The sequence below is a fragment of the Aurantimonas marina genome, assembly GCF_017183135.1.
GTDB lineage: Bacteria > Pseudomonadota > Alphaproteobacteria > Rhizobiales > Rhizobiaceae > Aurantimonas > Aurantimonas marina.
The window spans coordinates 1-24,602 of record NZ_JADDXW010000023.1 but is presented as its reverse complement, the minus strand read 5'-3'; the positions used below and the strand labels follow the sequence as shown (position 1 = coordinate 24,602).

The following is a 24,602-nucleotide window of genomic DNA, read 5'->3' as shown; positions in this document are numbered from 1 at the left end:
CAGTGTTGCAGGAAGCGACCCTCGGGCGTGAACAGATCGACTCGCGTTTGTCGATCGGCGTTCTCGCCTACGTCTTCTGGCCCTCCAGTAAGAAGCGGTTCGACAAGGCCAAGGACATCCTCGATAAGGACGACACGCCATGGACATAGGCGAATCCGGTGACCGGGCGCGAGACCACCGGACACGAGCGGAACGGCATCAAGGAACTGAATACGCCGGTGCCGCGGGCGGTCCTGATCTTCCTTGCCGCCACCGCCACTTTCGCGGTGCTGTCGACCGGATGGGCGATGCTGCTTGCCGGCATCATCGTCGGCGGTCTCTTCGCCGCCTTCTCCTTCGCGATCAGCGCATTCTCGGTCCCGATGCTGCTGGACGAGAAGAGCGACGCCTTTACCGCAATGGGAACCAGCATGGCACTCGTCTGGAACAATCTGCCGGTGATGCTCGCCTGGGGTGCGATCGTCGTCGCCCTGTTTCTGTTATCCGCCGTGACCGGCCTGCTTGCGCTGATCGTCGTGTTTCCGCTTCTCGGTCACGCCACCTGGCAGGCCTACAAGGCAGTCCGATAAGTGCATCCCGCACAACCGCCGACAGAAGCTGATCCGCAAGGAAGGATGGACATGACCGAAGACAACGATCAGCCGGGGGAATTCGCCTCGCCGCCCTGTTTTTCGCATGAGTTGCGTGAGACGGAAGACGGCTTCCTCGCAGGAGACGCGACGGCAGCCGCCGATGTCGCCCGCTGGCGCAAGACTGAACGCGAGCGGCTGATCGCGATGCGCCTGGCGACCGCCGTCGATGAGCGCGGCCGCATCGCAGACGAGGTCGCCGCCGAGCTCGACAGACTGGTCGATGTGCGGCGCGGGCTGGTCGTCAGCCTCTATTGGCCGATCCGCGGCGAACTCAACCTTTTGCCCTGGATGCGTTCCCTGAATGAACGCGGCGTCTCCGTTGCCCTGCCCGTCGTGGTGGCCAAGGCGCAGCCGCTGGTCTTCCGCGCGTGGACGCCCGACGGGCGGATGGAACGCGGCGTATGGAACATCCCGATCCCCGCCGATGGCGAGGAACTCACGCCCGACGTAGTGCTATCGCCGGTGGTCGGCTTCGACCCGCAGTGCTATCGCCTCGGCTATGGCGGCGGCTTCTATGACCGCACCCTGGCGGCGCAAGCGCGAAAACCGCTGGTGATCGGCGTCGGGCTGCCGACGATGCAGATCGCGACGATCTATCCGCAGCCCCACGACATCCCGATGGACGTGATCGTCACCGGAAAAGGCCGGATCACCCGGCCCGAGACGCGTGGATGACCAGTCTCTGGCTGCGGCGGGCCTATGATGCGCCGGGCCAGTCGGACGGCCAGCGAATCTTGGTCGATCGGCTGTGGCCGCGCGGAGTCTCCAAGGATGCCTTGAAGCTCGAAGAGTGGGCCAAGGAGGTGGCACCGAGCGACGCCTTGCGGGACTGGTTCGGCCACGATGCGGCCAGATGGGACGAATTTACGCAGCGCTATACCAAGGAACTCGACGCCAACCCCGAGGCGGTTGAAGCGCTGCGTGATCGTCTCGCCAAGGGCCGCGTGACGCTCGTCTACGCGGCGAAGGACACGGCCCACAACAACGCCATTGCACTAAAGGCTTATCTGGAAAAGCGCCAAGCCAGCGGCACCAAATGAGCGATGCGGCCCGCTAAGCCGGCCCAGCGTTCGCGAGCGCCGCCACGCCCGGGCCAGCCGGAAGTCCGAGGATGTCCTGAAGCGGCGTGCGCGCGATTACGAGGTCGGCGAGGGTGAAGCGATCGAGGACCGCGAGATAGGCGCCGAGCGCCTCGGCGAGCGCGCCCCGCAACCGGCACGGACCGGTGATAACGCAGCGATTGCGGGTCGGATCGAAGCACTCGACAATGCGGAAATCGTCCTCCGTCGCCCGAACCACATCGCCGACGACGATGTCAGCGGGATCGGCCTTGAGCCGGAGGCCACCACCCCGCCCCCTGACGGTTTCGACGAAACCGCCGCGGCCAAGCTCCTGAGCGATCTTCATCAGATGGTTGCGCGAGATTCCATAGGCCTCGGCGACCTCCTGGATGGTCGCCAGCGCGTCCGGCTTCAGCGCCAGATACATCAACAGCCGCAAGGCGTAGTCCGTATAAAGGGTCAGGCGCACGGAAACTCTCCCAAAAGGTGCATAGACGGTATTGCTTTAATCGCCACAGCGCAATATTGTCAGAAAAGATGGATTACAAACGCATCTTTTGAACCGCGCACGGCGTTACGAGCCGGGACGAAGCCGCCTGGCCCGCTCCGGAAAGGCGACGTGCTCGCGGGATGAGCGACATGCCGCCGGCCCCGTCGGTGCCGCTCGCGTCTGAAAAAAAGAGGACGAAGCAATGAGATTTCTGCACCTCGTGCTGGACGTGTTTCTGTTTCCTGGCAATCTCATGCTCCGCAAATGCGGCATCAGCATTGAGGAGGATGGAGGCCTGTTCCGGTCCTTTATCAATATGTGTGTCTGGGGGGCGGTCAGTCTGGCCTTGGCGATGTATGTCCTGCTCTAAGCTGTCGGCCGTGGTTCAGTTCGCCCTCGCCTATGTCCTGTTCATGACCGCCCATGTCGTACCTGCGGCGCCGCAGGTTCGGGGCTTCGTCGTCCATACGCTCGGACGCGGGGCCTATCTGGCCCTCTATTCCCTGATCTCCATTCTTCTTCTCGTCTGGCTGATTGCGGCGGCGCGCAACGCTCCGACGCTCTCACTATGGCCGCTGACGCCCGAACTGGTTGCGGTCCCGCTGGTGGTCATGCCACTTGCCCTCACTCTCATCGTCGCCGGGCTGTTGCGATCGAATCCCCTATCGGTGTCGTGGCGGGACCGCGGGTTCGATCCGGCCCGACCGGGCATCGTCGCCGTGACCCGGCATCCGGTGCTATGGGGCTTCGTGCTCTGGGCGCTTTCGCATGTCGCGGTGAATGGCGATGTGGTGTCGATCGCGTTGTTCGGCGGCCTCGCGCTCTACGCCGCCGCCGGCTTTGGCCTCGCCGACAAGCGGGCGAAATCCCGGCTCGGACTCGATCGGTGGACCGCCTTGGCGGCGCATACGTCGATCCTGCCCTTTGCCGCGATACTGGCCGGCCGGGCACGCCTTGCCGTCGACAGGCAGACGCTTGTCGGAATCCTCGTCGGGCTGGCGTTCTATGTCTGGTTTCTCGCCGGCGGCCATCTCTGGCTCTTCGGCGTCGACCCGTTGATTTACCTGAGATCTTGACGAAAGCCACCCCATGTCGACGCCGCCGCTTCTCAGTTACGGTTTCCGCCCGTTCTTCCTGCTGGCGTCCCTATGGGGCGGCGCGGCTGTGCCGCTCTGGCTCCTCGCCTATGGCGGCTCGATCCACCTTTCAAACGCCTATGGCGATCTCGGCTGGCACGCGCACGAGCTGATCTTCGGCTACGCCGCAGCCGTGATCTGCGGCTTTCTTTTCACCGCCATCCCTAACTGGACCGGGCGCTTTCCGGTCAAGGGAGCACCGCTCCTGTTTCTGGTCGTGATCTGGGTGCTCGGGCGCCTCGCCATGCTCGAGGCCGACCTGATTGGTCTGGCAATCGCCGCCGTGATCGATGTGCTGTTTCTGGTCGCGGTCATCGGTTTCGCCGCCCGCGAGATCATCGCCGGCAGCAACTGGCGGAACCTGCGCGTGCTGGTGCTGGTGGCGGCGCTGCTCGCCGGGAACATCCTGTTTCATGTCCAGGCTCTGAGCGGCGCACCGACCGACCTCGCGCTCCGCCTTTCGATCGCCGCGCTGATCGCGCTCATCACACTGATCGGCGGACGGGTCACGCCCAGCTTCACGCGCAACTGGTTGGTGAAGCGCGAAAAGCCCCTACCCTTGCCGTTCGGCCGACCGGATGCCCTGGCCATCGGCACGACAATGGTCGCGCTGATGGCCTGGGTCGTCGCCCCGGCGGCACCCATCACCGCCGCCCTGGCGCTTCTGGCGGCCGCGCTGCTCGTCATCCGCCTTCTAAGGTGGCGCGGCGCGCCGACCTGGCGCGAGCCGATCCTCGCCATCATGCACATCGCCTATGGGTTCGTTCCAGCGGGATTCCTGCTGCTCGGCGCCAGCGTCGCCTGGCCGGAAACCGTGACGGCGAGCGCCGTGACCCACAGCTGGACGGTGGGCGCGGTCGGCACGATGACGCTGGCGATGATGACACGGGCGAGCCTTGGCCATTCCGGGCGAGCGCTCAAGGCCTCGCCCGCAACGCTTATTCTCTACGCAGCCATGCTGACCGCCGCCGTCGCGCGTATCGCCGCGGCGCTTGCGCCGGAATTCGCCCTGCCGCTTCTGACGTTTGCGGGCGCCGGCTGGAGCGTTGCGCTGCTTGGTTTCGCGGTCGTTTTCGTGCCAATGCTGATGGCGGCGAAGCCCGGTCGGACACGGACCGGTCCGGCATGACCACCGGCGCGGACATCACGCCAGGCAACGCCGCAAAAACTTCCAGGTTGCGCAACCAAAGTCAATCTTTGATTTACTAATCTTTGATCATTGGTTGGCAGATAAAATCGCGATTCACACTCGTGGCGGCGGGTCGCAAGCGAACAATTCCGGTTTGGTGCTCTACTTTCAATCGAGCCGCGGAGTCGTCTCGATCGGATGAGCGGCCACCCTCGGCGACGGGCCTCCTGGCGCCTCGTCGTGCTCGCACGGCGGACCGCATTCGAGACCTTACAGAGCTGGTCTACGGCTGCTTCGGCGCGTAGATTCAGGCCGCGGCGCGAACTTCCCACGGCGGTTCCGTGCCCCGACCGAAGGTTCGAGGTAGTCGCCACCGCGGAGTCAGCGAGTTCAGCCGTCGATACGCTCGAGCAGCGTTCGCAGAAACTTCGCGACCGTCTCGGCTTCCGTTGGCGTAAGACTGTTGATCGCTGCCCAGAGCCGGTCGCGCATATGGCGATGCTCCTCAAGGATCGACCGGGCGTTTTCCTCCACGAGTGCGATCACGATCCCGCGCCTGTCCGTCGGATTGGGGCGCCGCTCGACGAGGCCGACACGCTCCAGCCGGTCGAGAAGGGCTGTCGTCGCCCCGGTCGAGAGCGCCACATGTTCGGCGATCATCTTCCCGGTGACGGGCGCCTTGCTGTTCTCCAGGAACCCAAGACATCCAAGATCGGTGAGCGCAAGGTCGTGCCGGGCGGCAAGATCCTTGTCGAAGTCGATCGCGGTTCGCATGACCAGCTTGAACAGACGTCCGATCTCGTCCGAGGTCGCCTTCCCCACCCTTTCGTCAGCTTCCTCGTGGTTGCCGCCTGCCATTGACGCGTACCTTCTTTTCACTTAACTCTATCATAAAGCAACTTTACAAGCAAGCAATTGGGTGCGAGGTCGATGATCGGCAGAATGGACGCTCGGTCGAGCCCGGTTCGCGTGCTTCTCGTTGCGACGGTTGCATTCTCGCTCACCGCCTGTTCGCCTGAAAACAAGGTGGAAAGGCCACCCGAGCCAATCGGTTTCGTCACTATCGAGCCAGAAACCATCAACCAGACCACGACATTGACGGGCGAGATCACGGCGCGCCATACCGCGACCTATTCCTTCAAGACAGCCGGCCGGGTGACGGAAGTCGCCGTCGACGTCGGGGCGAAGGTGACAGAGGGAGAGGTGCTGGCAAAGCTCGATCCGACCGAGCAGCAAGCCAGTGTAGCGGCTGCCGAAGCGGCGGTAGATGCGGCCAACGCGCAACTGACTCAGGCGTCGTCGGCGTTTCAGCGGCAGAAGGAACTGTTCGGCAAGGGCTTCACCACCCGCGGGAATTTCGACAGTGCGCAAAGGGCACTGTCATCGGCAACGAGTGCCGTCGACATGGCAAAAGCCGACCTGGAAACGGCGAGGACAAACCTGGAAGAGACCGTTCTGAGGGCCGACGCCAACGGTGTCATTACCAGCCGCAGCGTCAATCCCGGCCAGGTGGTCAGTGCGGCCCAGACGGCCTTTGGGTTTGCCGAGAACGGCGATCGCGACGCGGTCTTCGACATTCAGGAACAGCTGCTTATCGGTGCCCGGAAGTCACACTCGATCACGGTCGCGCTCGTCGGCGATCCCTCGGTGAAAACCGTGGGAACGATGCGCGAGGTCTCGCCGCTGATCGACTCGACGACCGGCACCGTCAAGGTCAAGGTCGGCCTCGACACGGTTCCGCCGCAGATGACGCTCGGCTCGGCCGTGGTCGGCACGGATGTCGGGGAAGCCCAGGAAGAGGCAATCGTCTTGCCCTGGACGGCGCTCATGGCGGATCGCGGCAAAGCGGCGGTCTGGACCGTCGACAAAGAGAGTGACGCCGCCAGGCTGACTCCGGTGACGATCGGTTCCTACCAAAGCGGCGGGATCGTCGTCGAGGAAGGCGTTGTGGCCGGGGACCGGGTCATTACGGAAGGATCCCAGCTCGTGCGGCCAGGACAGATCCCTGATCTCGTCGCAATGGATGAAGAGGCCGGTTCGTGAAAAGAGCATTCGGCTTCACGGCACTGCTCCTTGCGGCGCCTCTTGTGACGGGTTGCAGCCAGGACAACGGATCGCAGGCCGCGCCGTTGCCGCCGCGCCCGGTTCTTACCATGGTCACCGCCCGGCGCGTAACCGCGGAACACGGGCTCAGCGGCAGAATCGCGCCGCGCTTCGAAACGACCCTGGCGTTTCGCACCCTCGGCCGACTTGTTTCGCGAGATGTCGACGTTGGCGATCAGGTCGAGAAGGGGCAGCCGCTCGCGGCGATCGACGCCGAAACGCTCGCCGCCGACGTGCGCTCTGCCAGGGCCCAGTTGGCCAATGCCCGGATTCAGGCTCGCACGGCTGACGCGAGTGCCCAGCGTATGCGGACCCTGTACACTGAGAACACCGTATCGCAATCTGATCTCGATGTCGCCGAACAAAGCCGTCAGATTGCCACTGCCGAGCTCGCGAGCGCACGGGCACAGCTCGACAAAGCCGAGAATGCCTTGAGTTTCGCCGTCCTGACGGCGCCCTATGACGGGGTTATCACGGACCGCCAGGCGGATGTCGGCCAAGTCGTGTCGGCCGGCGCGGCGGTCTTCAAGCTCGCCCAGACGGGCGAGCGCGAGGCTGTCGTGGACGTGCCGGCGGCCCAGCAGTTCGATCTGGCCGCCGGCGACCCGTTCCGCGTCGTCCTGCAGATCGAGCCGGATCTCAGCGTCGAGGGAAAGATCCGCGAGATTGCGCCCCAGGCCGAGGCCCTGACCCGCACCAATCGGGTGCGTATCACGCTCGCCGATCCCCCGCCCGCCTTTCGCATCGGGGCGTTGATCACAGCGATCCCACAAGAAAAGGCAGGGCAGCCGGCATCGGTGATCCTACCGAAGAGCGCCATCTTGGAAGAGAATGGCAAGGCATCGATCTGGGTCGTGGACGAGGCGGCGATGACGGTATCGAAGCGCGCTGTGACGGTGAGCGACGCGCCCGGTGGCACGGTGCAGATCGAAGCCGGACTGAAACCCGACGAGCGCGTGGTCGTCGCCGGCGTCCACAGCCTTGCGGACGGGCAAGCGATCTCGCTGACGGACATCGCGGAAGGCGAAAGACAATCGTGAAAGGCTTCAATCTCTCCGACTGGGCGCTTCACCACCGCTCGTTCGTCTGGTTCCTGATGATCATCGCGATGCTCGTCGGTGCGCTCTCCTATCTCAATCTCGGCCGCGAGGAGGATCCGCCCTTCACCATCAAGACGATGGTCGTTTCGGGCGTCATGCCCGGTGCGACCGTCGAGGAGATGACCGAGCAGGTCACCGACCGGATGGAGAAGAAGCTCCAGGAACTGGACTCCCTCGACTATACCCGGTCGATCACCACGCCCGGTCAGACGGTCATCTTCGTCAACCTCCTTCCGACAACGAAGGCCGGTCAGATCACCAGCATCTGGACCCGCGTCCGCCACATGATGGCCGACATTCGCGGTGAGTTCCCCGCCGAGTTTCACGGCTTCGGTTTCAACGACCAGTTCGGCGACGTTTTCGGCAACATCTATGCCTTCACCGCCGATGGCTTCACGCCACGCCAGTTGCGCGATTATGTCGACGACGTGCGCACAAAGGTCCTGCAGCTGCCGGATGCCGGCAAGGTGGAACTCGTCGGCGCGCAGGACGAACGGATTTTCCTCGAGTTTTCGCTGCGCAAGATAGCGGGGCTCGGCATCGACGAGCAGTCGATCATCGATACGCTGAAAGCCCAGAACGCGATCGCGCCATCCGGTATCGTGCAGTCCGGGCCGGAGCGCATCTTCGTGCGTGTATCGGGCCAATACGCCTCCGAAAACAGTCTGGCTGCGGTCAATTTTCGCGTCAACGATCGCTTTTTCCGCCTCAGCGACGTCGCGACGATCAAGCGGGCCTACCAGGACCCGCCCTCGGCGCTCTTCCGGTATAATGGCGAGCCGGCGATCGGCCTTGCCATCGGCCTGCGAAAGGGCGGCAACATCGTCGACTTCGGCGAAAACCTGAAAGAGGAGATGGCGCGCATCGTCTCCGAACTGCCTGTCGGCATCGGCGTACACATCGTCGCTGATCAGTCGGCTGTGGTGGAAGAATCCGTCGGTGGCTTCACCCAGGCACTGCTCGAAGCGGTGATCATCGTCCTTGTCGTCAGCTTCGTGAGCCTCGGCTTTCGCGCCGGGTTGGTCGTCACCTTGTCGATCCCGCTGGTCCTCGCCATGACCTTTATCGGCATGGAATATGCCGGCCTGACGCTGCAGCGGATTTCGCTCGGCGCGCTGATCATCGCTCTCGGCCTTCTGGTGGACGACGCGATGATCGCGATCGAGACGATGGTATCCCGTCTGGAGATGGGCGAGACGAGGGAAAAGGCGGCGAGCTTCGCATGGACCTCGATCGCCTTTCCGATGCTGTCGGGAACGCTCGTCACGGTTGCCGGTTTCCTGCCGATCGGCTTCAACAATTCCAATGCCGGCGAGTACACTTTCTCGCTGTTCGTCGTCATTGCCCTGGCTCTGCTTCTGTCCTGGGTCGTCGCCGTGTTGTTCACGCCGCTGATCGGCGTGCTGCTGCTGCCCAAGTCGATGCACAAGCACGACGCAAAGCCCGGTCTTGCCCGGCGGGCCTTCAGCCGCATCCTGCGGGGCGCGATGCGCTGGCGCTGGATCACGATCCTGATCACGGTCGCGCTCTTTGCCGGCTCGATCTATTCGATGCGCTTCGTCCAGCAGCAGTTCTTTCCGACGTCCGACCGGCCGGAACTCGTGGTCGACTTCATGCTGCGGCGAAACGCGACCATCGCCGAGACCAAAGCGGAGATGGACAAGCTCGAGGCGACGCTGGTCGGCGACGACGACATCGACCATTTCTCGTCCTATGTCGGCCGCTCGGCCGAGCGCTTCATCCTTGCCTACGATATCCAGCCATCGAACCCGTTCTTCGGCCAGGTCGTCATCGTCAACAAGGATCTCGCGGCGCGCGAGCGGGTCCGCGACAAGATCCAGACATTCGCCCGCGAAAACCTCGTCGGCATCGACGTTTATGTGAAGAATCTCGAGCTCGGACCACCGGTCGGCCGCCCGGTGCAGTACCGCATCGGCGGTCCGGATATCGAGGTGGTGCGAGCCGGCGGACGAGAGCTTGCGGCTGTCATGGCGGGCGATCCCCGTCTGCGATCGATCGTCATGGACTGGAACGAGCCGGCTCGGGTGCTGCAGGTGGAAATCCTGCAGGACAAGGCGCGCCAGCTGGGCGTCACATCACAGCAGATCGCGTCGACACTGAACCTCATCCTCGACGGTTCGACGATCACGGAGGTCCGGGACGGCATCTATCTGGTCGACGTAGTGGCGCGCGGCCGCCAGTCGGACCGCGACTCCATCGAGGCGATCGAGAACCTGCAGCTGACGAATTCCGAAGGTGCCGCAATCCCGCTCGCGAGCCTCGTCAGTTATGGCTACAGCTACGAAGACCCGATCCTCTACTCGCGCTCGCGCATCCCGACGGTCACGGTCAGCGCGGCGATCCTCGGGCGGGCACAACCCGCGACGATCGTCGCGGACCTCGCCGGAAAGATCGCCGCGTTCCAGGAGAGCCTGCCTGCCGGATACACGGTAGAAATCGGCGGTGCGGTGGAATCGAGCGCCCAAAGCCAGGGACCGATCGCCGCCGTCGTGCCGTTGATGCTCGTCGCCATGCTGACGCTGATCATGATCCAGATGCAGAGCTTCAGGGCGACGCTCATTGTCGTCAGCGCGGCACCGCTGGGCCTGATCGGCGTCGTCGCAGCCTTAATTCCGTCAGGGGCACCGCTGGGCTTCGTCGCGATCCTGGGCGTTCTGGCGCTCGTCGGCATTCTCATCCGCAACTCGATCATCCTCGTCCATCAGATCGAGTTCTTGCGCGAGGAAGGCGTTCCTCCCTGGAATGCGGTGTTCGAGGCCAGCACAATGCGGGCACGCCCGATCCTGCTCACGGCTGCGGCGGCAAGTCTGGCGCTGATCCCGATCTCGCGCGAGGTTTTCTGGGGGCCGATGGCCTACGCGATGATGGGCGGCATCATCGCGGGAACCCTAATCACACTCCTCTTCATACCGGCGCTTTACCTTGTTGTTTTCCGTGTGAAGGCACCCAAGGGCCCCGCAGCCGAACCCTCTAACGATCTGGTGCCGGAGACCCTGGCCGGCTGACAAGAATAGTCAGCCGAAATCCGCTTACTGCGGATCAATTCTCCGGCCAACGGCAACGGGAGGAAGGCCCTCACCCTGGAGACATTGAGAAAATTGCTCGCACTAGATTTTCATTTTTTCAATGAAGTTAACTTTACTCCATAAAATTCGAAGTTGATCCATGTGACGGCTGTCACCGACGGCTAGCCGACGGGGTCCGCTCGACCGATGCATTACGCGGCGGCTGCCGTGATGGGCAATTCGATCACGAACCGCGCTCCGCCCTGTGTATTGGCCAGCCAAGCTTTGCCACCGTGCCGCTCGGCGATTTCCCGCACGATTGCCAGGCCGAGTCCGCAGCCTTCCACCCCGTCGTCGACACCACGCTGGAACCGCTCGAAGATGCGGTCCCGCTGGTCGACCGGCACACCCGGACCGTCATCCTCGACGGCTAGACGAACAAATCCCGGCTCGAACCCGACCTCGACCCGCACTGCACCACCGTCCTGGCAGCCGTATCGGATGGCGTTATCGAGAAGGTTCTCGAGCGCCTCGCCGAGCAGAACCGGATCGCCCGACGTTGGGACAGGCTGACCGGTCACCTCCAGCGAAACGTCAATCCCACGGCGCAATGCGTCGGCTGCCCGTATTCGCAACCTCTCGGCGACCAATTCGCCGAGGTCGAATGTCTGCGCGCCGACCCGTGCGTTGCTGCCGCGCGCCCACTCCAGCGACAACAATTGCTGGGTCAGGCGGGCGGTCCGCCGTGCTGCCGCTGCGACTTCAGTGACCCTTTTGCGCAAATCCGCATCCGTAGGGGCGGCCTCCGCCGCTTCCACCTGCGCCAGAATGGCTGCGATCGGATTGCGTAACTGATGCGCGGCGCTGGAAATGAACGCATCGCGGGCGGCAAAGGCATCCGAGAGCTGCCGAAACAAGGCGTTCATCGCCGCGACGAGGCTTTTGACCTCGCGCGGAAGCGAGCGCCGGATCGGGCTGAGATCGTCAGGAGAACGCCGCTCGACGGCTTCGCGCAGCTGCAGCAACGGCCGCAGGCCGAAGTTGATCCCGAACCAGACGAACGCTCCTGCGGCGACGATCACTACGGCCATGAGGGTCGACGCCTCCATAGCCAGTTGCAGGCTCAGCGCGTCGCGCTGGCGGACGGTCTGCCAGACCTTTACCGTCACCCAACCGCCGAATTGCGGTTCGGAGATGAATTCGCGGAGAACCACCGCCCGGACGGACGCGTCGAAATACTGCGCATCGAAGAAGGTCGGGACGCCGCTTGCGATCTCCTGCGCCGCGGGCAAGGGCGGCGACGTGGTGTATCCGGTGACGAAACGGCCGCCCGGGCCGGTGACCTCGTAGTAGATGGCATCGCCGAGCGTCTGGGTCAGTGATTCCAACAGCTGCTCGGACAGGAGATCGCCCTCGCTGAGCACGACGTCGCGCGAGATCGCCAATGCGACGGCGAGGAGAGTATTGTCGTAGAGCACCTGCGATGTCCGCTCGGCCATCACATAGCGAGCCACGGCGGCGAAGCCGGCGACGACGACCAGCGGTAAGACGATCAGCAGGAAGAGCCGCGAGCGCAATGAGCGGATCATGATCGAGCGGTGTTGCCGGCATCGAGCATGTAACCCACCCCCCGGGCGGTGCGGATCTCGACGTTTGTCTCCTGCAACTTGCGCCGGAGGCGCGAGACCACCAGTTCCACCGCATTCGGTTCGATCTCGGAGCCGACGCCATACAAGGCCTCGCCGATCCGCTCCTTCGCGATCACACGCCCCAAATTCTGGAGCAGGTACTCGAACAGCGCGAGTTCGCGTCGCGCGAGCTCGATGGGGCCTTGCGGCCCGAACAACTGCCGCGCGCCGTGGTCAAAGCGGAGCCGGCCGAGCGTTTCCTCGACGGGCCGCAATCCTGGTAGCCGCCGCGCAAGTGCGCGGATTCTGGCAATCAGCTCGGCCATGTCGAACGGCTTGACCAGATAGTCGTCGGCGCCGGCGTCCAGCCCGGTGATCCGATCGTTTGTCTCGCCCCGCGCCGTCAGGATCAGCACCGGCGTTGAATTCCCGCGTTGGCGTAGTGCCCGGACCAGCTCAAAGCCGCTCAGTCCCGGCAGGTTGACATCGACAATCGCGACGTCTGTGCCCTGGGTGGCGAGATAGGTGGCGCCTTCGTTGCCGTCCGAGAGGCAGTCCACGGCATGTCCGAGATCGCGCAGCGCAGTGGCGATCCCGCGCGCGAGCATTTCATTGTCTTCGATCAGAACAATTCGCATGGTTCTCCGGACCTTGACAGGGTTCAGACAGGTTGCGCGAATAAACAGACCCGGATCAAGCTGGCCCCGCGATTTAGACGACGCCGGCAGATCCATGGGAGAAAAGACACGGAGCGCGGGATACCGTCATCTGATCTCGACTATCAATGCAACGGTCTGGGAGGACCCAATGACAGTCAACAATTTCACGCGCCGCGCGACCCTGGCGATCGCGGCTTCACTCGCTGCCCTCACCATGTCGGGACCGGCTTCGGCTCAGGTCTCGTTCGAGGGCAAGACCATCGAATGGATCATCCCGTTCTCGCCGGGCGGCGGTTCGGACACCTGGGCGCGGTTCAATGCGCCGTTCTTCTCCAAATATCTGCCCGGCAACCCCACGGTTGTCGTGGTCAACGAGCCCGGCGGTGGCTCGACCAAGGGGACCAACCTCTTCGCCAGCCGCGCCAAGCCGGACGGCCTGACCATCCTCGGCACGTCGGGCTCGACCCAGTTCCCGTATCTTCTGGGCGATCCACGCGTCCGCTATGAATACAAGGACTGGAAGATCGTCCTGGCCGCGCCGACAGGCGGTGTCGTCTATGCTTCTCCCGAACTGGTGCCGACCGCGAATGACATCGGCAATTTGAAGGACCAGAAGCTGGTCTATGCGAGCCAAGGCGCCACTTCGCTCGATCTCGTTCCGCTGCTCGGCTTCAAGATGATGGGCCTCGACGTCCAGCACGTCTTCGGCTTCAAGGGGCGCGGCGACGGACGCCTTGCCTTCGAGCGCGGCGAGGTCAACATCGATTACCAGACGTCTTCGGCCTATCTGAAGAACGTGCAGCCGCTGGTGGACGAGGGCAAGGCGGTTCCGCTGTTCTCCTGGGGCGCACTGGACGAGGACGGCAATCTCGTCCGCGATCCGACCTTTCCCGACCTGCCGCATTTCGGCGAAGCCTACGAGATGCTGACCGGTAAAGCGCCGTCGGGTCCGGAGTTCGATGCCTATTTCGCCTTTTTTACCGCCGGTTTTCCGGCCCAGAAGATGGTATTCCTGCCCAAGGACACACCTGAGGACATCGTCGCGGCCTATCAGGATGCCGTCACACAGATGAAGGCCGATCCGGAATACCAGTCGGCCAAGGAGCCCGTACTCGGCACCTATGAGCAGGTGACCGGCAAGGCGGCACAGGCGCTGTTCGAAAAGGGCACGACGATCTCGCCCGAGTTGCGCAGCCAGGTCGTCGACATGCTGGGCTCGGAATATAACGTGAAGCTGAGCGACGACTGACCCCCTGATTGGGGTGGTGGGCGGCTCCTAAGAGTCGTCCACCCCGATTCCGACGCGGCTCTGGGAGGTCACCGCCATGTTCGACGTCTTCGTTTCGGCGCTCGCCGAACTCCTGACGTGGCAACACATGCTCTACATGCTGCTCGGCGTCGTGCTCGGCCTGTCGATCGGCGTCTTTCCCGGCCTTGGCGGCATCGCTGGCTTGTCGCTGCTGATCCCGTTTCTCTACGGCATGGACTCGGTCACCGCGTTGGCCATGCTGATCGGCCTGATCGCGGTCATCCCCACCTCGGATACCTTTGCCTCTGTCCTTATGGGCATTCCCGGATCGAGCGCCAGCCAGGCCACAGTGCTCGACGGCTTTCCGCTGGCCAAGCAGGGTCAGGCGGCGCGTGCCCTTTCGGCCGCCTTCGTCTCCTCGCTCTTCGGCGGCTTGTTCGGCGCTGTCGTCCTGACCGGTTTCGTTTTGATCGCCCGGCCGATCATTCTCGCCTTCGGCTCGGCCGAACTGTTCATGCTGTCGCTGTTCGGCCTCTCCATGGTCGGTGTGCTCGCCGGTCGCAGTCTTGCCAAAGGGCTGGCTGCCTGCGGGATCGGTTTGGTGCTCGGCTCCGTCGGCGGTGCGCCAGCCACCGGTGAATTCCGGATGATCTTAGACTTCGACTATCTCTATGACGGCGTGCCGCTGGTCGTGGTCGGCCTCGGACTCTTCGCCTTTCCAGAGATCGCCGAATTGCTGCGCCGCAATCAGTCGATCACCGGTGGAGCCTCTCTCGGGGCCGGCTGGTTCGAGGGCGTCCGCGACTGGATGCGCCACTGGTTCCTCAGCCTGCGCTGCGCCGGCATCGGCTGCATCATCGGCGCGATCCCCGGCCTCGGCGGCTCGGTCGTGGACTGGATCGCCTACGGCCACGCGGTGCAGACGACGAAGGACACCTCGCGGTTCGGCCAAGGCGACATCCGCGGCGTGATCGCTCCGGAAAGCGCCAACAACGCCAAGGAAGGCGGCGCCCTGCTGCCCACCCTCCTGTTCGGCATTCCCGGGTCCGGGTCGATGGCGGTGTTCCTCGGCGGAATGGTGCTGATCGGCATCGAGCCGGGCCCCTCGATGGTCACCTCCGATCTCAACATCACCTATTCGATCATCTGGTCGCTTGCCCTTGCCAATGTCATCGGCGCAGGGCTGTGCATCGCGCTGGCGCAGCCGATCTCGCGGCTGACGACCATTCCGTTTCCGCTGCTCGCCCCGTTCATGATCGCGGTGATTTCCTTCGCCGCCTTTCAGGCGACGCGCGATCTGGCCGATCTGGTGGCGCTGCTGGTGCTGGGCGTGCTTGGCGTTCTGATGAAGCGCTTCGGCTGGCCGCGCCCCGCGATGCTGATCGGCTTCGTGTTGGCGCCGCAGGCCGAAACCTACCTCTACCAGGCAGTGCAATTCTACGGCTGGGAGTTCCTGAGTCGTCCGGGCGTCTTGATCATCGGCGCGCTGACGGCACTGTCGATCTGGTTCGGCGTGCGCAACCGCGTCGACGACACCGGCGCGCCGGCTCCTGCAGATGCCTCGGCGACGGCCATCTCGGTTTCTGGGCGCGCGCCGTTGACCGATCGCGGGCCGCAGATCGCGTTTGCCGCCCTCGTGCTCGCGATCTTTGCCTATGCGATCTGGGATGCGGCCGGCCAATCCTTTCTGGGGGCGGTCTTCCCGATGGGCAGCGCGGCTGTCGCCGGTCTATTCGCGTTGCTGCTGCTCGGGGTGCTGGTGCTCGGCGAGAACGCCAATCCGGCGATCTTCGATCACGAGGTCCACGGCGATCATGTCGGCGAGGACGATATTCGCAGTCCTTGGGCCGGAGCGTTTTGGATCGCGGCGCTGGTCGCCATCACCGCCCTAGTCGGTTTCTGGTTGGGCGCGCTGGTCTTCTTCCTGGTGTTTCTGCGGGTGCGGGCGCAAGCCAGCTGGACCCGCACACTGCTCCTGACGGCGGTGGCGATGGTCTTCTTCACCTTCCTGGCCAACGCCCTGTCGCTGAATTTCCCGAGTGGATGGCTGCAATCGGCCGTCGATCTCCCTTGGCCCTTGAGGTAGCCTCCATGCGGCAGACCGAAATTCCTTTCCTGTTCATGCGCGGCGGGACCTCCCGCGGCCCCTATATCGCGCGGAAGGATCTTCCCGGGGACCGCGAGACCTTGGCGCGGGTGTTGGTCGCGGCCGTCGGCTCGGGTCACAAGCTCAACATCGACGGAATCGGCGGCGGCGCGGCGGTGACGACCAAGGTCGCCATGCTGTCCCGGTCCGAAGACGACTGGGCCGAAGTGGATTACTTCTTCGCCCAGGTTTCGGTGCTCGACGGCCTGGTCGACTTCAAGCCGACCTGCGGCAACATCCTCTCCGGCGTCGGCCCCGCCGCGATCGAGATGGGGCTGGTCGACATCAAGGGTTCTGAAACGCCGGTGCGCATCCGCGCCGTCAATACCGAAGCGCGGATCGAGGCGATCGTGCAGACGCCGGACGGCTTCGTCGAGTATGACGGCGACGCGCGCATCGACGGCGTGCCGGGAACGGCGGCGCCGGTAACGCTCAACTTCATGGACGTGGTCGGATCGACCTGCGGGTCCCTGCTGCCGACGGGCAATCTGCGCGACGTCATCGATGGGATCGAGGTCACCTGCATGGATGTGGCGATGCCCATCGTCATCGCGCGGGCCGACGCGTTCGGCCTGACCGGCGAGGAGAGCGCCGAGGAACTCGACGCCAATCGCGACTTCTACACCCGTATGGAGCCGATCCGACAGGAAGCCGGACGACGGATGGGGCTCGGCGACGTGTCGAAATCGGTGATGCCCAAATTCGGCTTGCTCAGTAGCGCCCGTTCCGGTGGAACGATCTCGGCCCGCTATTTCATGCCGTGGAACTGTCATCCGTCGATGGCCGTCACCGGTGCCCAATGCCTCGCCTCGTGCGCCCTGGTGCCCGGGACCGTCGCCGACGGCCTGGCGGAGCGCCCGGTCGAAGGGCCTGCCGTGCTCACCATCGAGCATCCCTCGGGAAACATCGAGGTCGCGGCTGATTTCACCCACGGATCAGACGGCTTCGACCTTCGCTCGGCCGGGCTGCTGCGGACTGCGCGCCTGCTGGCGAAAGGTCAGTTGATGGTGCCGGGCGCTGTCTGGAGCCGTTGACGCCCAGCCCCGTCTCGTCAGAGCTTGCGGATCGGCGCACCGGCCTGCCAAGCGGCAATGGCCTCCACCGTGTCACCGTAGAACAGCCGCCAGGTTTTGTCGGTGACATAGCCGAGATGCGGCGTGGCGAGCAGACGGTCGCCGAACTCGGCGAAGGCCGCGCGAAGCGGATCGCCTTGCGGTAGCGGCTCGCTGTCGAAGACGTCGAGCCCGGCCTTGGCTGGTCGTCCGGCGCGCATTGCGGCAAGGAGCGCCGGCGTATCGACGATCCCGGCGCGGGAGGTGTTGACGAAGACGGCACCGTCCCGCATCGCGGCAAACGCGTCCGGCCCAATCAGGCGGTCGGTTCGCGGCGAATGCACGAGGTGGACCGAGACCACGTCGCTTTCGGCCATCAGGGAGGCCAGTGACGCCGCGCGGTTCACCCCGCATTCGGCGCAGCGGGCGTCCGTCAGATTCCGCGACCAGGCGCTCACCTGCATTCCAAGAACCTGCGCCAACCGGGCGACTTGCGCGCCGACGGTCCCCAGGCCGATCAGGCCGAGCCGGAGGCCATCAAGGTCGCGGCCCGGCGGTCCCTGCCAGCCGCCCCCGCGCAGTCGCGCGGCTTCGCCGATCAGGTTGCGCGACAGCGCCAGGATGAGAAGCAGCGTCAGTTCTGCCGTCGTGGTCTTGCGCGAGCGGGTGCCGCAGACCGTGATCCTGGCTGCCCGCGCCGCCACGAGATCGATCGCATTGTTGCGCGCGCCGGTGGTCACGATCAGCTTCAGCGCCGGCAACGCTTCGATGACCGCCGCCGGAAGCGGCGTGCGCTCGCGCATCAGACAGAGCACGTCGAACGGACGAAGAGCAGCGACCAGCGTCTCGGCTGAGCCGAACGGCTCGGAAAATACCGTGATCGCGGCGTAGAGGCTCTTCCAGTCAGCGTAATCGAGCGCCGATCCGGACCAGTCGTCGAGAATGGCGATTCTCACTCACGATCCTTCCATTTCAGAAAATGCGCCACGACCGGCGCACCGGCGATCACCACCACCATGCGGGCGACATGGTGGGTGACGACGAAGGCCAGATCCGCACCGGCGATGATCGTCAGCACCGCCATTTCGGCCTGCCCCCCCGGCGCGAAGGATAATAGCGCCTCGACGGCCGGGGCGAAGCCGGCGAGCGCCACGGCTTCGGCAAAGATCGCCGCGACCACGGCGAGCAGCACGCAGAAGGCAGCGCCCGCCATCACGTCGACTCGCAACTCGCGCCAGCTGACGCCGGTGTATTTGGCACCGATCGAGGCACCGATGAAGAATTGCGCCGCCAGGATCGCCAGCGCCGGGGGGCGGTGCTCGACGAGGCCCAGCAGGCTGAACGCCGCGGCGACGACCAACGGCCCGATGATCGAGGCGCCGAACAGTCCAATGCGTTCGCCACCCTTCCAGCCGACCAGGGCGGCAACTGCCATCAGGACGAGTTCACGCCAGGGAATATCCGCCAGCGCGGCGCCCGGCGCGTTGGCAAGCGGTTGGCCATAGATCGACGTCATCAGAAACGGGACGAGCGTGACGATCAACAGCACCCGTGTGGCGTGGATGAGCGACAGGGCGCGAATGTCCGCGCCGGCCTCTTGGCCAAAGATCACCATGTCCTGAAACCCGCCCGGCATCGCGGCGTAGTAGGAGGTCGGCCCGTCGAAGCCGCAGACGCGGCGGAAGAACGGATAACCGACGAGACCGATGATCAGGACGAACAGTGGCACGAGGGCGACGGAGTACGCCATCCCGGGAAGGCGGCTCAAAAGGTCCGGCGTGATCGACGAGCCGACCGCGACCCCCAGCACAGTGCGCATTAACACGCCGATCCGGCCGGAATCGGCAAGCCCCGCTCCTCCTATTGCGAAGACGAGGCAGGCGAAGAGCGGCCCCAAGAGGAACGGCAGCGGCAGATCCAGGAGCCAGAAAAGTCCGACGCCGAGGGCTGCGACAACCAGCGTGAACAGTTGTCTGCCCCGCCGGGTCGCGCTTTCAGGCCTCGGCATCGGCGGCTTCCTGCTCAAGCGCCTTGCGCTCCCGGGCATAGCGGACCAGCGCCAGGTAGCGGTAGATACCGTGGACGAACTTGCCATAGGGCAGCGTCAGGAATAGCGCCAGAACGAAGCCGAGATGCACCGCCAGCAGAACGCCCATGGCCGGGGTCGCGCGCAGGAAGAGCAGCAGGAGCCCGGTCAGGCCGGTGAGGAACAGCATGGCGAGAAACGCCGTATCCATGCCGAACCGGCTACCATCCTGCAGCGCCTCGTCGCGGCGCAGTTTCGCTGCGAGAAGACCTGCGGGGCCGATCAACAACCCGATTCCGCCCAGCGTGCCGAGGATGACCGGCACGTCCCACCAGGGATAAGGGGCCACGCGCCCGAAGACGTAATGATAGAGCGTCGCAACCGATGTTGCGGCGAAGCAGAGCATGAAACCGTAGAAGGTCAGGTGGTGGTAGATTCGGCGGCGATCGGTCGGCGCTTCGTCCTCGTTCATGCAGCCCTCGCCGCCGCCATCGAGATAGCGAAGCGTGCCGGCGTCATGAGCCGCGCGGCCGAGGGCGGCCGGTTGGGCAAGCGTCGCGGCCGGTTCACCGATGTCACGCCAGAAGTTGCGCGCCCCCATGCCGAGGGCAAAGATCGCGAAGAGGAAGACCGTGCCGAAGAGCAGCGCCATCGCGTTGTGCGGCATCAGCGCATAGAAATTCTCGTCCGTGAGATGCGCCGCGAACAGGGCTCCCGGCGCGTTCCAAGCTACCAATCCGATCAGGAAGAGTGCGACTGATAGCGCCACGAGCAATGCCGCAACCAGGCCGTGGCGCGCAAATACCCTGCGAAACGCCTGTGGCCAGGCATATTGCTCGTAGGACTGGTTGCGGACTTCGGCGAGAACCTTGGGCACATTGACCGCGAATTCGTGCGGCGGGGAGAACTGGCAATCGTAATAGCAGGCGCCACAGGAATGGCAGAGATTGGCCAGATAGTTGAGATCGCCGTCCTGGAAGTCGCGCCGCATCTCCATCGCCGGAAATACCGCGCACAAGCCTTCGCAGTAGCGGCAGGAATTGCAGACCGTCATTAGCCGATCGGCCTCGGCAAGGGCATCGGTCCTATGCATTGCGAGCCGCCTCCTGTCCGGCGATCCGCCCGAAGACACTGCCGATGGTCATGCCGATACCGGCCGCGTAGCCTTGTCCGAGGACGTTGCCCGCCATGATCTCTCCCGCCGCGAACATGTTCGGCGCCGGCCGGCCGTCGGCCATCTTCATCCGCGCCTGTTCGTTCACGCGCACGCCGAGATAGGTGAAGGTGATGCCGGGCCGCACCGGATAGGCATAGAACGGCGCAGTCTCGATGGGCTGGGCCCAATTGGTCTTGTCGATTTCAAGGCCCCGCGTCCGGTTGCCGTCGAGCGTCGTATGGTCGAAGGGACGGCCACCCTCGACCGCCGCGTTGAACGTGGCGACCGTCTCCTGCAGGGCCTGCCGATCAAGGCCGAGCTTGTCGGCAAGTTCGCCGGTCGATCCGGCCATGACCGGCGGAAACAGCGATGGCATGAACTTTTCCAGCGATGGGGAATCGAAAATTATGTAGGCGATCTGATCGGGCTGCGCCGCGACCAGGCGACCCCAGATCGCGTAGCGCTTCGGCCAGATGTCCTCGCCCTCGTCATAGAAGCGGGCGCCATCCCGGTTGACGACGATGCCGAAGACGACGCAATCCAGCCGCGTAATGATGCCGCCGTCGAATTTCGGCGCCCGCGCGTCGATCGCCACGGCATGACACTGGGTCGGATCGCCGATCTGTTCGACGCCCGCTTCAAGCAGCATGCGGATGATCGTTCCCTTGTTGTAGGGCGTGCCACGGATGAGGAAGTTGTCCGCCTTGTCGCCCCAGCCTTCCTTCAGCCATTCGAGATTGGCTTCAAAACCGCCGGAGGCGGCAACGAAATTCGTCGCGACGATGCGATGCTCTCCCTCCGGCGTCGTCACCGTCGCGGAGCGAAAGACGCCGTCCTCGATGTCGAGGCGCGTCACCTCCGCACCATATGCGACCACGACACCCAGCCGTTCCGCCGTCCGGTAGAGCGAATTCAGCATCGAACGACCGCCACCGAGAAAGAAGGAATTGGTGCGGCCGAGGCTCAGCGTGCCGCCCAGGGAGGGTTGGAAGCGCACTCCCTGTTCCTGGATCCAGTCCAGCATCGCCTTCGATTCGCGGATCATCAGGCGCGCCAGCCTCTCGTCGGTGTTGCCTGCGGTGACCAGCATCAGATCGTCGAAGAACTCGGCCTCGCCATAGGGACCCGACAGCGTCTCGGTCGCGGCATCGTGGGCGCAGCGCATGTTGCGGGTGTGCCGGGTATTGCCGCCGCGATAAAACTTCGGCGCGGCTTCCACCACCAGCACCGAACGCCCCTCCCGCCGGGCGGCGATCGCCGCGCAAAGGGCGGCGTTACCGCCGCCCGCCACGAGCACGTCCCAGCGCTTGTTCCAGTCCGCCATGGCCGCCCCAGTCCATCGAAAATTGGTTCGTATTTATTTGTATACGAAAAAACACAAGTCGATACACAGGTCAACCGCCGCATGCTATTCATAGCGCCGTCGGCGGCGAATTGAGAAGGGCGAAGCCATGGTCACAGCAGCCGGGTCACCGGCTTCCGGCGCGCGCGAAGGCAATCGGCAGGGCCTGTCGCAGTATGTCTTCGATGCCTTGCGGGAGGCGCTCCGCGCCGGACAGTACCGGCCGGGAGATCGGCTGCGCGAGGAAGAAGTGGCACACCGGCTGAAGGTCAGCCGGACGCCCGTCAGGGAAGCGTTCAGCCGGCTTCTGGCGAAGCGCCTGGTCGAGCCGGCGAGCGGTCGTGGGCTGGTCGTGCGGCGTCTCGGATCGGCGGAAGTGTTCGAGCTCTACGCCATGCGGGAAATCCTCGAGGGCGCCGCCGCGCGTCTGTCGGCGCAACACGGCGCACCGGTTGAGCATCAGGTGCTGGCCGATGTCGCGCTTCGGTTCGCGGCCGTCGCTCCCGAAGCGAGCGATCTGGCCGCCGACCTCAACCATCGCTTCCACGACACCCTCTACGCCTCCGCCCGCAATCACTATCTTGATGCGGCGCTGCAGGAAATGCAGGACGCCATTGCCCTGCTCGGTCCCACGACCTACTCCGTCCCCGGACGCCATGCCGAAGCCTGCCGCGAACATGCGGCCATCGTGGAAGCGGTTACCGCACGCGATGCGGATGTAGCCGAACAGGTCGCGCGCGATCATATCCGCCGGTCCCTGGCGGCCCGTGTCTTGCTGCTCCATGGCTAGGGCGGGATGAGGAGTTGCCGGCCGGTTTTCCAAGCATTCAGCTCGGCCGCAAATGCGCAAAGGGGCCAACATTGCATGCGAAATGGGGAGTACGCCTCGCCGCGATCAACCAACAGGCCTCCTGCTTGGATGGAGGTTGCTCTTGGAGCGCACTGTCCGACGAGCGCCTATGCGAGCTGGGTGCCTGAAATTGCCTACTCCACTCGGAAGTCTGCCACGTGGCCGTCCCGTTCAACCTCCTAAATGGTTTCGGTCGGCTGTTTCGTCACATGGCCGGAGGCGTGACGTCGGTACTGCGCCATTCGCAGCACTTAGGCTGGATCAGATAGACGCAATTCCAACCCGGTTTCGAACGGAACCGCCTGCCAGCGCAGGGGCCGCTGGCGTGATAGGGCTCGCCAGCCCTGAGCAAACCTCCGGAATTTCTCCAATTAGGTGTTACCAAGTCAGGGCACGCCACCAACGCGGGAACTCCGGTTCAAAATGACCCAGTTTCGCGGGAGTAGATCATCCAGCCGGAAACCGTTACGGCAGAACGCGGTCCCCAGCGTTCCGGTAGACATCCCGGTCCCAGGAAAACCCGAGGCTCGCCACCATGTTCTTGAGCCTGTCGCGGCGGTACCGCACACGCTCCTGTGTCATCGCATCGGCAAACGCTTCATCGGACGCGCAGATGAGTCCAGAGGCGCGAAGTGGCCTCAGTGCGGGCGGCGCTGCTACCGCGTCGTCTCGCCATTCACCCGGCAGCGAGTCGACGATCATGTCGATCCCGTGTCGCACCAGCGCGATCTGGGGGCCCGGATCAGACTTGCAGCCATGCTCCAGGATCGTCAACGTCTCATTGAGCCGGGCGATTGCCACGGCATAGGATGCCACCGTGTCCGACGTGTGAAAGCGATGCAGGAGCGGCAAATTGGTACTGGCCTCGGCTGACTTTATAACCGGCAGTGCGATCATGCTGACGAGTGGGCTGATATCTACGGTGTCGCCGTTGCGATAGCGGTCAAGCACGTCATAGGGACTATCCCCAGCCGATATGATGGCCATAGCTACCGATCGTCGTTGCGATATCTGGCTGGCGATCGTCACCATGAAACTGACCACGAAGGTCAGGAACATGAAACCGGAGAGCGAGGCGAATGTCGTCACCATGCGCCAGGTGTCGTTGCCGGGCTTGATGTCTCCCAGACCCAAGGTGGATACGACATAGCCGGCAAAATAGAACCGCTCCAGCGTTCCTGCGATCTCCTCGGACGATGAGATGACAACGGCCTCCTCGGACGATACGTAGAGCAGGCTCCAACCGAGCCACAGCATCGTCACGCTGACGACGGTTCGCGTGGCAACACAGTACGCCCCCAGCAAATTCAGCTGGTTCCGATTCCCGGATCGCCGAACCCACCACAGGACCACCCGACTGACGAGTTCCTCGAAAGGGCGGGTCAATATCCCCGCGCTGGCGCCGATGCGGAAGAAGCCGCCGATGGCATCGACGATGATCACCACGACAAGGGCGGACCCGGCCATAATGAGAAGAACAGATAGCGTCTCGTCCACGAAACCCTCACCGGATACTCCGCCGATTCATGACCGGCTTTATTGCCAAGCAGCACGTCGACCGCACGCCGAGGCCTATATTGGCCGTGAATGGCACCCGACAATGGCGACGGGGCAGTTTTCCGGGATGCGGACCAGACCCCGGCAGGGTCTGGCATGGTGCAAAACACGCCACGGAACGGCTCGGTCGCGATGGCGTAACGGTTGGCCCCTTCTGGGGAGAGAGACGTGGCCGACCGTCGAGCTGCGGCCACCGCGCGTGACATCCGCCCGAAGATCAGATCGCCGTCGCGTGTGGCGATGCGGGGACGCGGCTTCCC

Annotated in this window: 22 protein-coding genes and 2 pseudogenes; 15 read left to right on the top strand and 9 right to left on the bottom strand. The window is 64.2% G+C overall.

Annotated elements, in window-relative coordinates; translation table 11 throughout:
* Positions 1-5: 5 nt before the first annotated feature.
* From ING15_RS18010 to ING15_RS17995, 5 genes and pseudogenes are all read left to right on the top strand, one after another.
* Entirely contained in the window at positions 6-149 is a 144-nt protein-coding gene (locus ING15_RS18010) for a cbb3-type cytochrome c oxidase subunit 3 (protein ID WP_210348940.1), read from the top strand.
* Between the two features lie 9 nt (positions 150-158).
* Positions 159-257: pseudogene (locus ING15_RS20000) on the top strand (cbb3-type cytochrome c oxidase N-terminal domain-containing protein); the annotation flags it as partial.
* A 15-nt stretch (positions 258-272) separates the two neighbouring features.
* Positions 273-569, top strand: a pseudogene (locus tag ING15_RS18005) (DUF2189 domain-containing protein); the annotation flags it as partial.
* A gap of 51 nt (positions 570-620) precedes the next feature.
* Positions 621-1,307, top strand: coding sequence for a 5-formyltetrahydrofolate cyclo-ligase (locus ING15_RS18000; protein WP_206456233.1), 687 nt, complete (start codon positions 621-623; stop codon positions 1,305-1,307).
* Complete coding sequence (locus tag ING15_RS17995) at positions 1,304-1,672, top strand: DUF488 domain-containing protein (protein WP_206456232.1); 369 nt, start codon at positions 1,304-1,306, stop codon at positions 1,670-1,672. The genes ING15_RS18000 and ING15_RS17995 overlap by 4 nt, the downstream gene beginning before the upstream one ends.
* Positions 1,673-1,685: 13 nt before the next feature.
* Here the strand turns inward: ING15_RS17995 and ING15_RS17990 are convergent, their stop codons facing one another.
* Positions 1,686-2,162 (bottom strand): RrF2 family transcriptional regulator, encoded by a 477-nt coding sequence (locus tag ING15_RS17990; RefSeq protein WP_206456231.1) that lies wholly within the window; start codon positions 2,160-2,162, stop codon positions 1,686-1,688.
* Between the two features lie 223 nt (positions 2,163-2,385).
* Here ING15_RS17990 and ING15_RS17985 point away from each other — a divergent pair, with 223 nt between their 5' ends.
* Genes ING15_RS17985 through ING15_RS17975 form a run of 3 tightly spaced genes read left to right on the top strand, consistent with a single transcriptional unit; the run spans position 2,386 to position 4,448 of the window.
* The gene (locus ING15_RS17985) at positions 2,386-2,553 is read left to right on the top strand and encodes a hypothetical protein (RefSeq protein ID WP_206456230.1); all 168 of its coding nucleotides are present in this window, start codon (positions 2,386-2,388) and stop codon (positions 2,551-2,553) included.
* Positions 2,540-3,259 carry an NnrU family protein gene (locus tag ING15_RS17980; RefSeq protein WP_206456229.1) on the top strand — a complete coding sequence of 240 codons (720 nt, stop codon included), beginning with the start codon at positions 2,540-2,542 and terminating at the stop codon, positions 3,257-3,259. Before ING15_RS17985 ends, ING15_RS17980 begins: the two co-directional genes overlap by 14 nt.
* Positions 3,260-3,272: 13 nt before the next feature.
* Positions 3,273-4,448 (top strand): NnrS family protein, encoded by a 1,176-nt coding sequence (locus ING15_RS17975; RefSeq protein ID WP_206456228.1) that lies wholly within the window; start codon positions 3,273-3,275, stop codon positions 4,446-4,448.
* Positions 4,449-4,838: 390 nt separating this feature from the next.
* On the opposite strand, the gene ING15_RS17970 is transcribed toward ING15_RS17975, so the two are convergent.
* Positions 4,839-5,306, bottom strand: a complete 468-nt coding sequence (locus ING15_RS17970; protein ID WP_206456227.1) for a MarR family winged helix-turn-helix transcriptional regulator — start codon at positions 5,304-5,306, stop codon at positions 4,839-4,841.
* An 84-nt stretch (positions 5,307-5,390) separates the two neighbouring features.
* On the opposite strand from ING15_RS17970, the gene ING15_RS17965 reads away from it, so the two are divergent.
* The 3 genes from ING15_RS17965 to ING15_RS17955 are packed head-to-tail and all read left to right on the top strand — an operon-like array spanning position 5,391 to position 10,677.
* Positions 5,391-6,491 carry an efflux RND transporter periplasmic adaptor subunit gene (locus tag ING15_RS17965; protein WP_206456226.1) on the top strand — a complete coding sequence of 367 codons (1,101 nt, stop codon included), beginning with the start codon at positions 5,391-5,393 and terminating at the stop codon, positions 6,489-6,491.
* The gene (locus ING15_RS17960; protein WP_206456225.1) at positions 6,488-7,591 is read left to right on the top strand and encodes an efflux RND transporter periplasmic adaptor subunit; all 1,104 of its coding nucleotides are present in this window, start codon (positions 6,488-6,490) and stop codon (positions 7,589-7,591) included. The genes ING15_RS17965 and ING15_RS17960 overlap by 4 nt, the downstream gene beginning before the upstream one ends.
* Positions 7,588-10,677 (top strand): efflux RND transporter permease subunit, encoded by a 3,090-nt coding sequence (locus ING15_RS17955; RefSeq protein WP_332873859.1) that lies wholly within the window; start codon positions 7,588-7,590, stop codon positions 10,675-10,677. Before ING15_RS17960 ends, ING15_RS17955 begins: the two co-directional genes overlap by 4 nt.
* A 212-nt stretch (positions 10,678-10,889) precedes the next feature.
* Here the strand turns inward: ING15_RS17955 and ING15_RS17950 are convergent, their stop codons facing one another.
* Both ING15_RS17950 and ING15_RS17945 read right to left on the bottom strand, forming a co-directional pair.
* The gene (locus ING15_RS17950) at positions 10,890-12,266 is read right to left on the bottom strand and encodes a sensor histidine kinase (protein WP_206456224.1); all 1,377 of its coding nucleotides are present in this window, start codon (positions 12,264-12,266) and stop codon (positions 10,890-10,892) included.
* On the bottom strand, positions 12,263-12,943 hold the full coding sequence (locus ING15_RS17945; protein WP_206456223.1) for a response regulator transcription factor: 681 nt from the start codon (positions 12,941-12,943) through the stop codon (positions 12,263-12,265). Before ING15_RS17945 ends, ING15_RS17950 begins: the two co-directional genes overlap by 4 nt.
* Before the next feature lie 169 nt (positions 12,944-13,112).
* Here ING15_RS17945 and ING15_RS17940 point away from each other — a divergent pair, with 169 nt between their 5' ends.
* The 3 genes from ING15_RS17940 (at position 13,113) to ING15_RS17930 (ending at position 17,393) form a co-directional block, all read left to right on the top strand.
* Positions 13,113-14,213 carry a Bug family tripartite tricarboxylate transporter substrate binding protein gene (locus ING15_RS17940; RefSeq protein WP_206456222.1) on the top strand — a complete coding sequence of 367 codons (1,101 nt, stop codon included), beginning with the start codon at positions 13,113-13,115 and terminating at the stop codon, positions 14,211-14,213.
* A 76-nt stretch (positions 14,214-14,289) separates the two neighbouring features.
* Positions 14,290-16,299 carry a tripartite tricarboxylate transporter permease gene (locus tag ING15_RS17935; RefSeq protein WP_206456221.1) on the top strand — a complete coding sequence of 670 codons (2,010 nt, stop codon included), beginning with the start codon at positions 14,290-14,292 and terminating at the stop codon, positions 16,297-16,299.
* A 5-nt stretch (positions 16,300-16,304) separates the two neighbouring features.
* Positions 16,305-17,393 carry a 4-oxalomesaconate tautomerase gene (locus ING15_RS17930; protein ID WP_206456220.1) on the top strand — a complete coding sequence of 363 codons (1,089 nt, stop codon included), beginning with the start codon at positions 16,305-16,307 and terminating at the stop codon, positions 17,391-17,393.
* A 17-nt stretch (positions 17,394-17,410) separates the two neighbouring features.
* On the opposite strand, the gene ING15_RS17925 is transcribed toward ING15_RS17930, so the two are convergent.
* The 4 genes from ING15_RS17925 to tcuA are packed head-to-tail and all read right to left on the bottom strand — an operon-like array spanning position 17,411 to position 21,917.
* Positions 17,411-18,367, bottom strand: coding sequence for a D-2-hydroxyacid dehydrogenase family protein (locus tag ING15_RS17925; protein WP_332873858.1), 957 nt, complete (start codon positions 18,365-18,367; stop codon positions 17,411-17,413).
* Entirely contained in the window at positions 18,364-19,419 is a 1,056-nt protein-coding gene (locus ING15_RS17920) for an AbrB family transcriptional regulator (RefSeq protein ID WP_232845858.1), read from the bottom strand. The genes ING15_RS17925 and ING15_RS17920 overlap by 4 nt, the downstream gene beginning before the upstream one ends.
* Positions 19,406-20,530: a tricarballylate utilization 4Fe-4S protein TcuB gene (gene tcuB, locus ING15_RS17915; protein WP_206456219.1), complete on the bottom strand. Its 1,125-nt coding sequence runs from the start codon at positions 20,528-20,530 to the stop codon at positions 19,406-19,408. Before tcuB ends, ING15_RS17920 begins: the two co-directional genes overlap by 14 nt.
* Positions 20,523-21,917, bottom strand: coding sequence for an FAD-dependent tricarballylate dehydrogenase TcuA (tcuA, locus tag ING15_RS17910; RefSeq protein WP_206456218.1), 1,395 nt, complete (start codon positions 21,915-21,917; stop codon positions 20,523-20,525). Before tcuA ends, tcuB begins: the two co-directional genes overlap by 8 nt.
* 127 nt (positions 21,918-22,044) lie before the next feature.
* On the opposite strand from tcuA, the gene ING15_RS17905 reads away from it, so the two are divergent.
* Entirely contained in the window at positions 22,045-22,725 is a 681-nt protein-coding gene (locus tag ING15_RS17905) for a GntR family transcriptional regulator (protein ID WP_206456217.1), read from the top strand.
* Between the two features lie 525 nt (positions 22,726-23,250).
* On the opposite strand, the gene ING15_RS17900 is transcribed toward ING15_RS17905, so the two are convergent.
* Positions 23,251-24,282 carry a potassium channel family protein gene (locus ING15_RS17900; protein WP_206456216.1) on the bottom strand — a complete coding sequence of 344 codons (1,032 nt, stop codon included), beginning with the start codon at positions 24,280-24,282 and terminating at the stop codon, positions 23,251-23,253.
* Positions 24,283-24,602: the final 320 nt, after the last annotated feature.

What these genes read in the sequence shown, in the direction of transcription:
- ING15_RS17965 (WP_206456226.1), top strand. Translation starts at nt 5,391, where the DNA reads ATGGACGCTCGGTCGAGCCCGGTTCGCGTGCTTCTCGTTGCGACGGTT.
- tcuA (WP_206456218.1), bottom strand. Translation starts at nt 21,917, where the DNA reads ATGGCGGACTGGAACAAGCGCTGGGACGTGCTCGTGGCGGGCGGCGGT.
- ING15_RS17995 (WP_206456232.1), top strand. Translation starts at nt 1,304, where the DNA reads ATGACCAGTCTCTGGCTGCGGCGGGCCTATGATGCGCCGGGCCAGTCG.
- ING15_RS17980 (WP_206456229.1), top strand. Translation starts at nt 2,540, where the DNA reads ATGTCCTGCTCTAAGCTGTCGGCCGTGGTTCAGTTCGCCCTCGCCTAT.
- ING15_RS17940 (WP_206456222.1), top strand. Translation starts at nt 13,113, where the DNA reads ATGACAGTCAACAATTTCACGCGCCGCGCGACCCTGGCGATCGCGGCT.
- ING15_RS17920 (WP_232845858.1), bottom strand. Translation starts at nt 19,419, where the DNA reads ATGCCGAGGCCTGAAAGCGCGACCCGGCGGGGCAGACAACTGTTCACG.
- ING15_RS17950 (WP_206456224.1), bottom strand. Translation starts at nt 12,266, where the DNA reads ATGATCCGCTCATTGCGCTCGCGGCTCTTCCTGCTGATCGTCTTACCG.
- ING15_RS17945 (WP_206456223.1), bottom strand. Translation starts at nt 12,943, where the DNA reads ATGCGAATTGTTCTGATCGAAGACAATGAAATGCTCGCGCGCGGGATC.
- ING15_RS17905 (WP_206456217.1), top strand. Translation starts at nt 22,045, where the DNA reads ATGGTCACAGCAGCCGGGTCACCGGCTTCCGGCGCGCGCGAAGGCAAT.
- ING15_RS17975 (WP_206456228.1), top strand. Translation starts at nt 3,273, where the DNA reads ATGTCGACGCCGCCGCTTCTCAGTTACGGTTTCCGCCCGTTCTTCCTG.
- ING15_RS17970 (WP_206456227.1), bottom strand. Translation starts at nt 5,306, where the DNA reads ATGGCAGGCGGCAACCACGAGGAAGCTGACGAAAGGGTGGGGAAGGCG.
- ING15_RS17930 (WP_206456220.1), top strand. Translation starts at nt 16,305, where the DNA reads ATGCGGCAGACCGAAATTCCTTTCCTGTTCATGCGCGGCGGGACCTCC.
- ING15_RS17935 (WP_206456221.1), top strand. Translation starts at nt 14,290, where the DNA reads ATGTTCGACGTCTTCGTTTCGGCGCTCGCCGAACTCCTGACGTGGCAA.
- ING15_RS17985 (WP_206456230.1), top strand. Translation starts at nt 2,386, where the DNA reads ATGAGATTTCTGCACCTCGTGCTGGACGTGTTTCTGTTTCCTGGCAAT.
- ING15_RS18000 (WP_206456233.1), top strand. Translation starts at nt 621, where the DNA reads ATGACCGAAGACAACGATCAGCCGGGGGAATTCGCCTCGCCGCCCTGT.
- tcuB (WP_206456219.1), bottom strand. Translation starts at nt 20,530, where the DNA reads ATGCATAGGACCGATGCCCTTGCCGAGGCCGATCGGCTAATGACGGTC.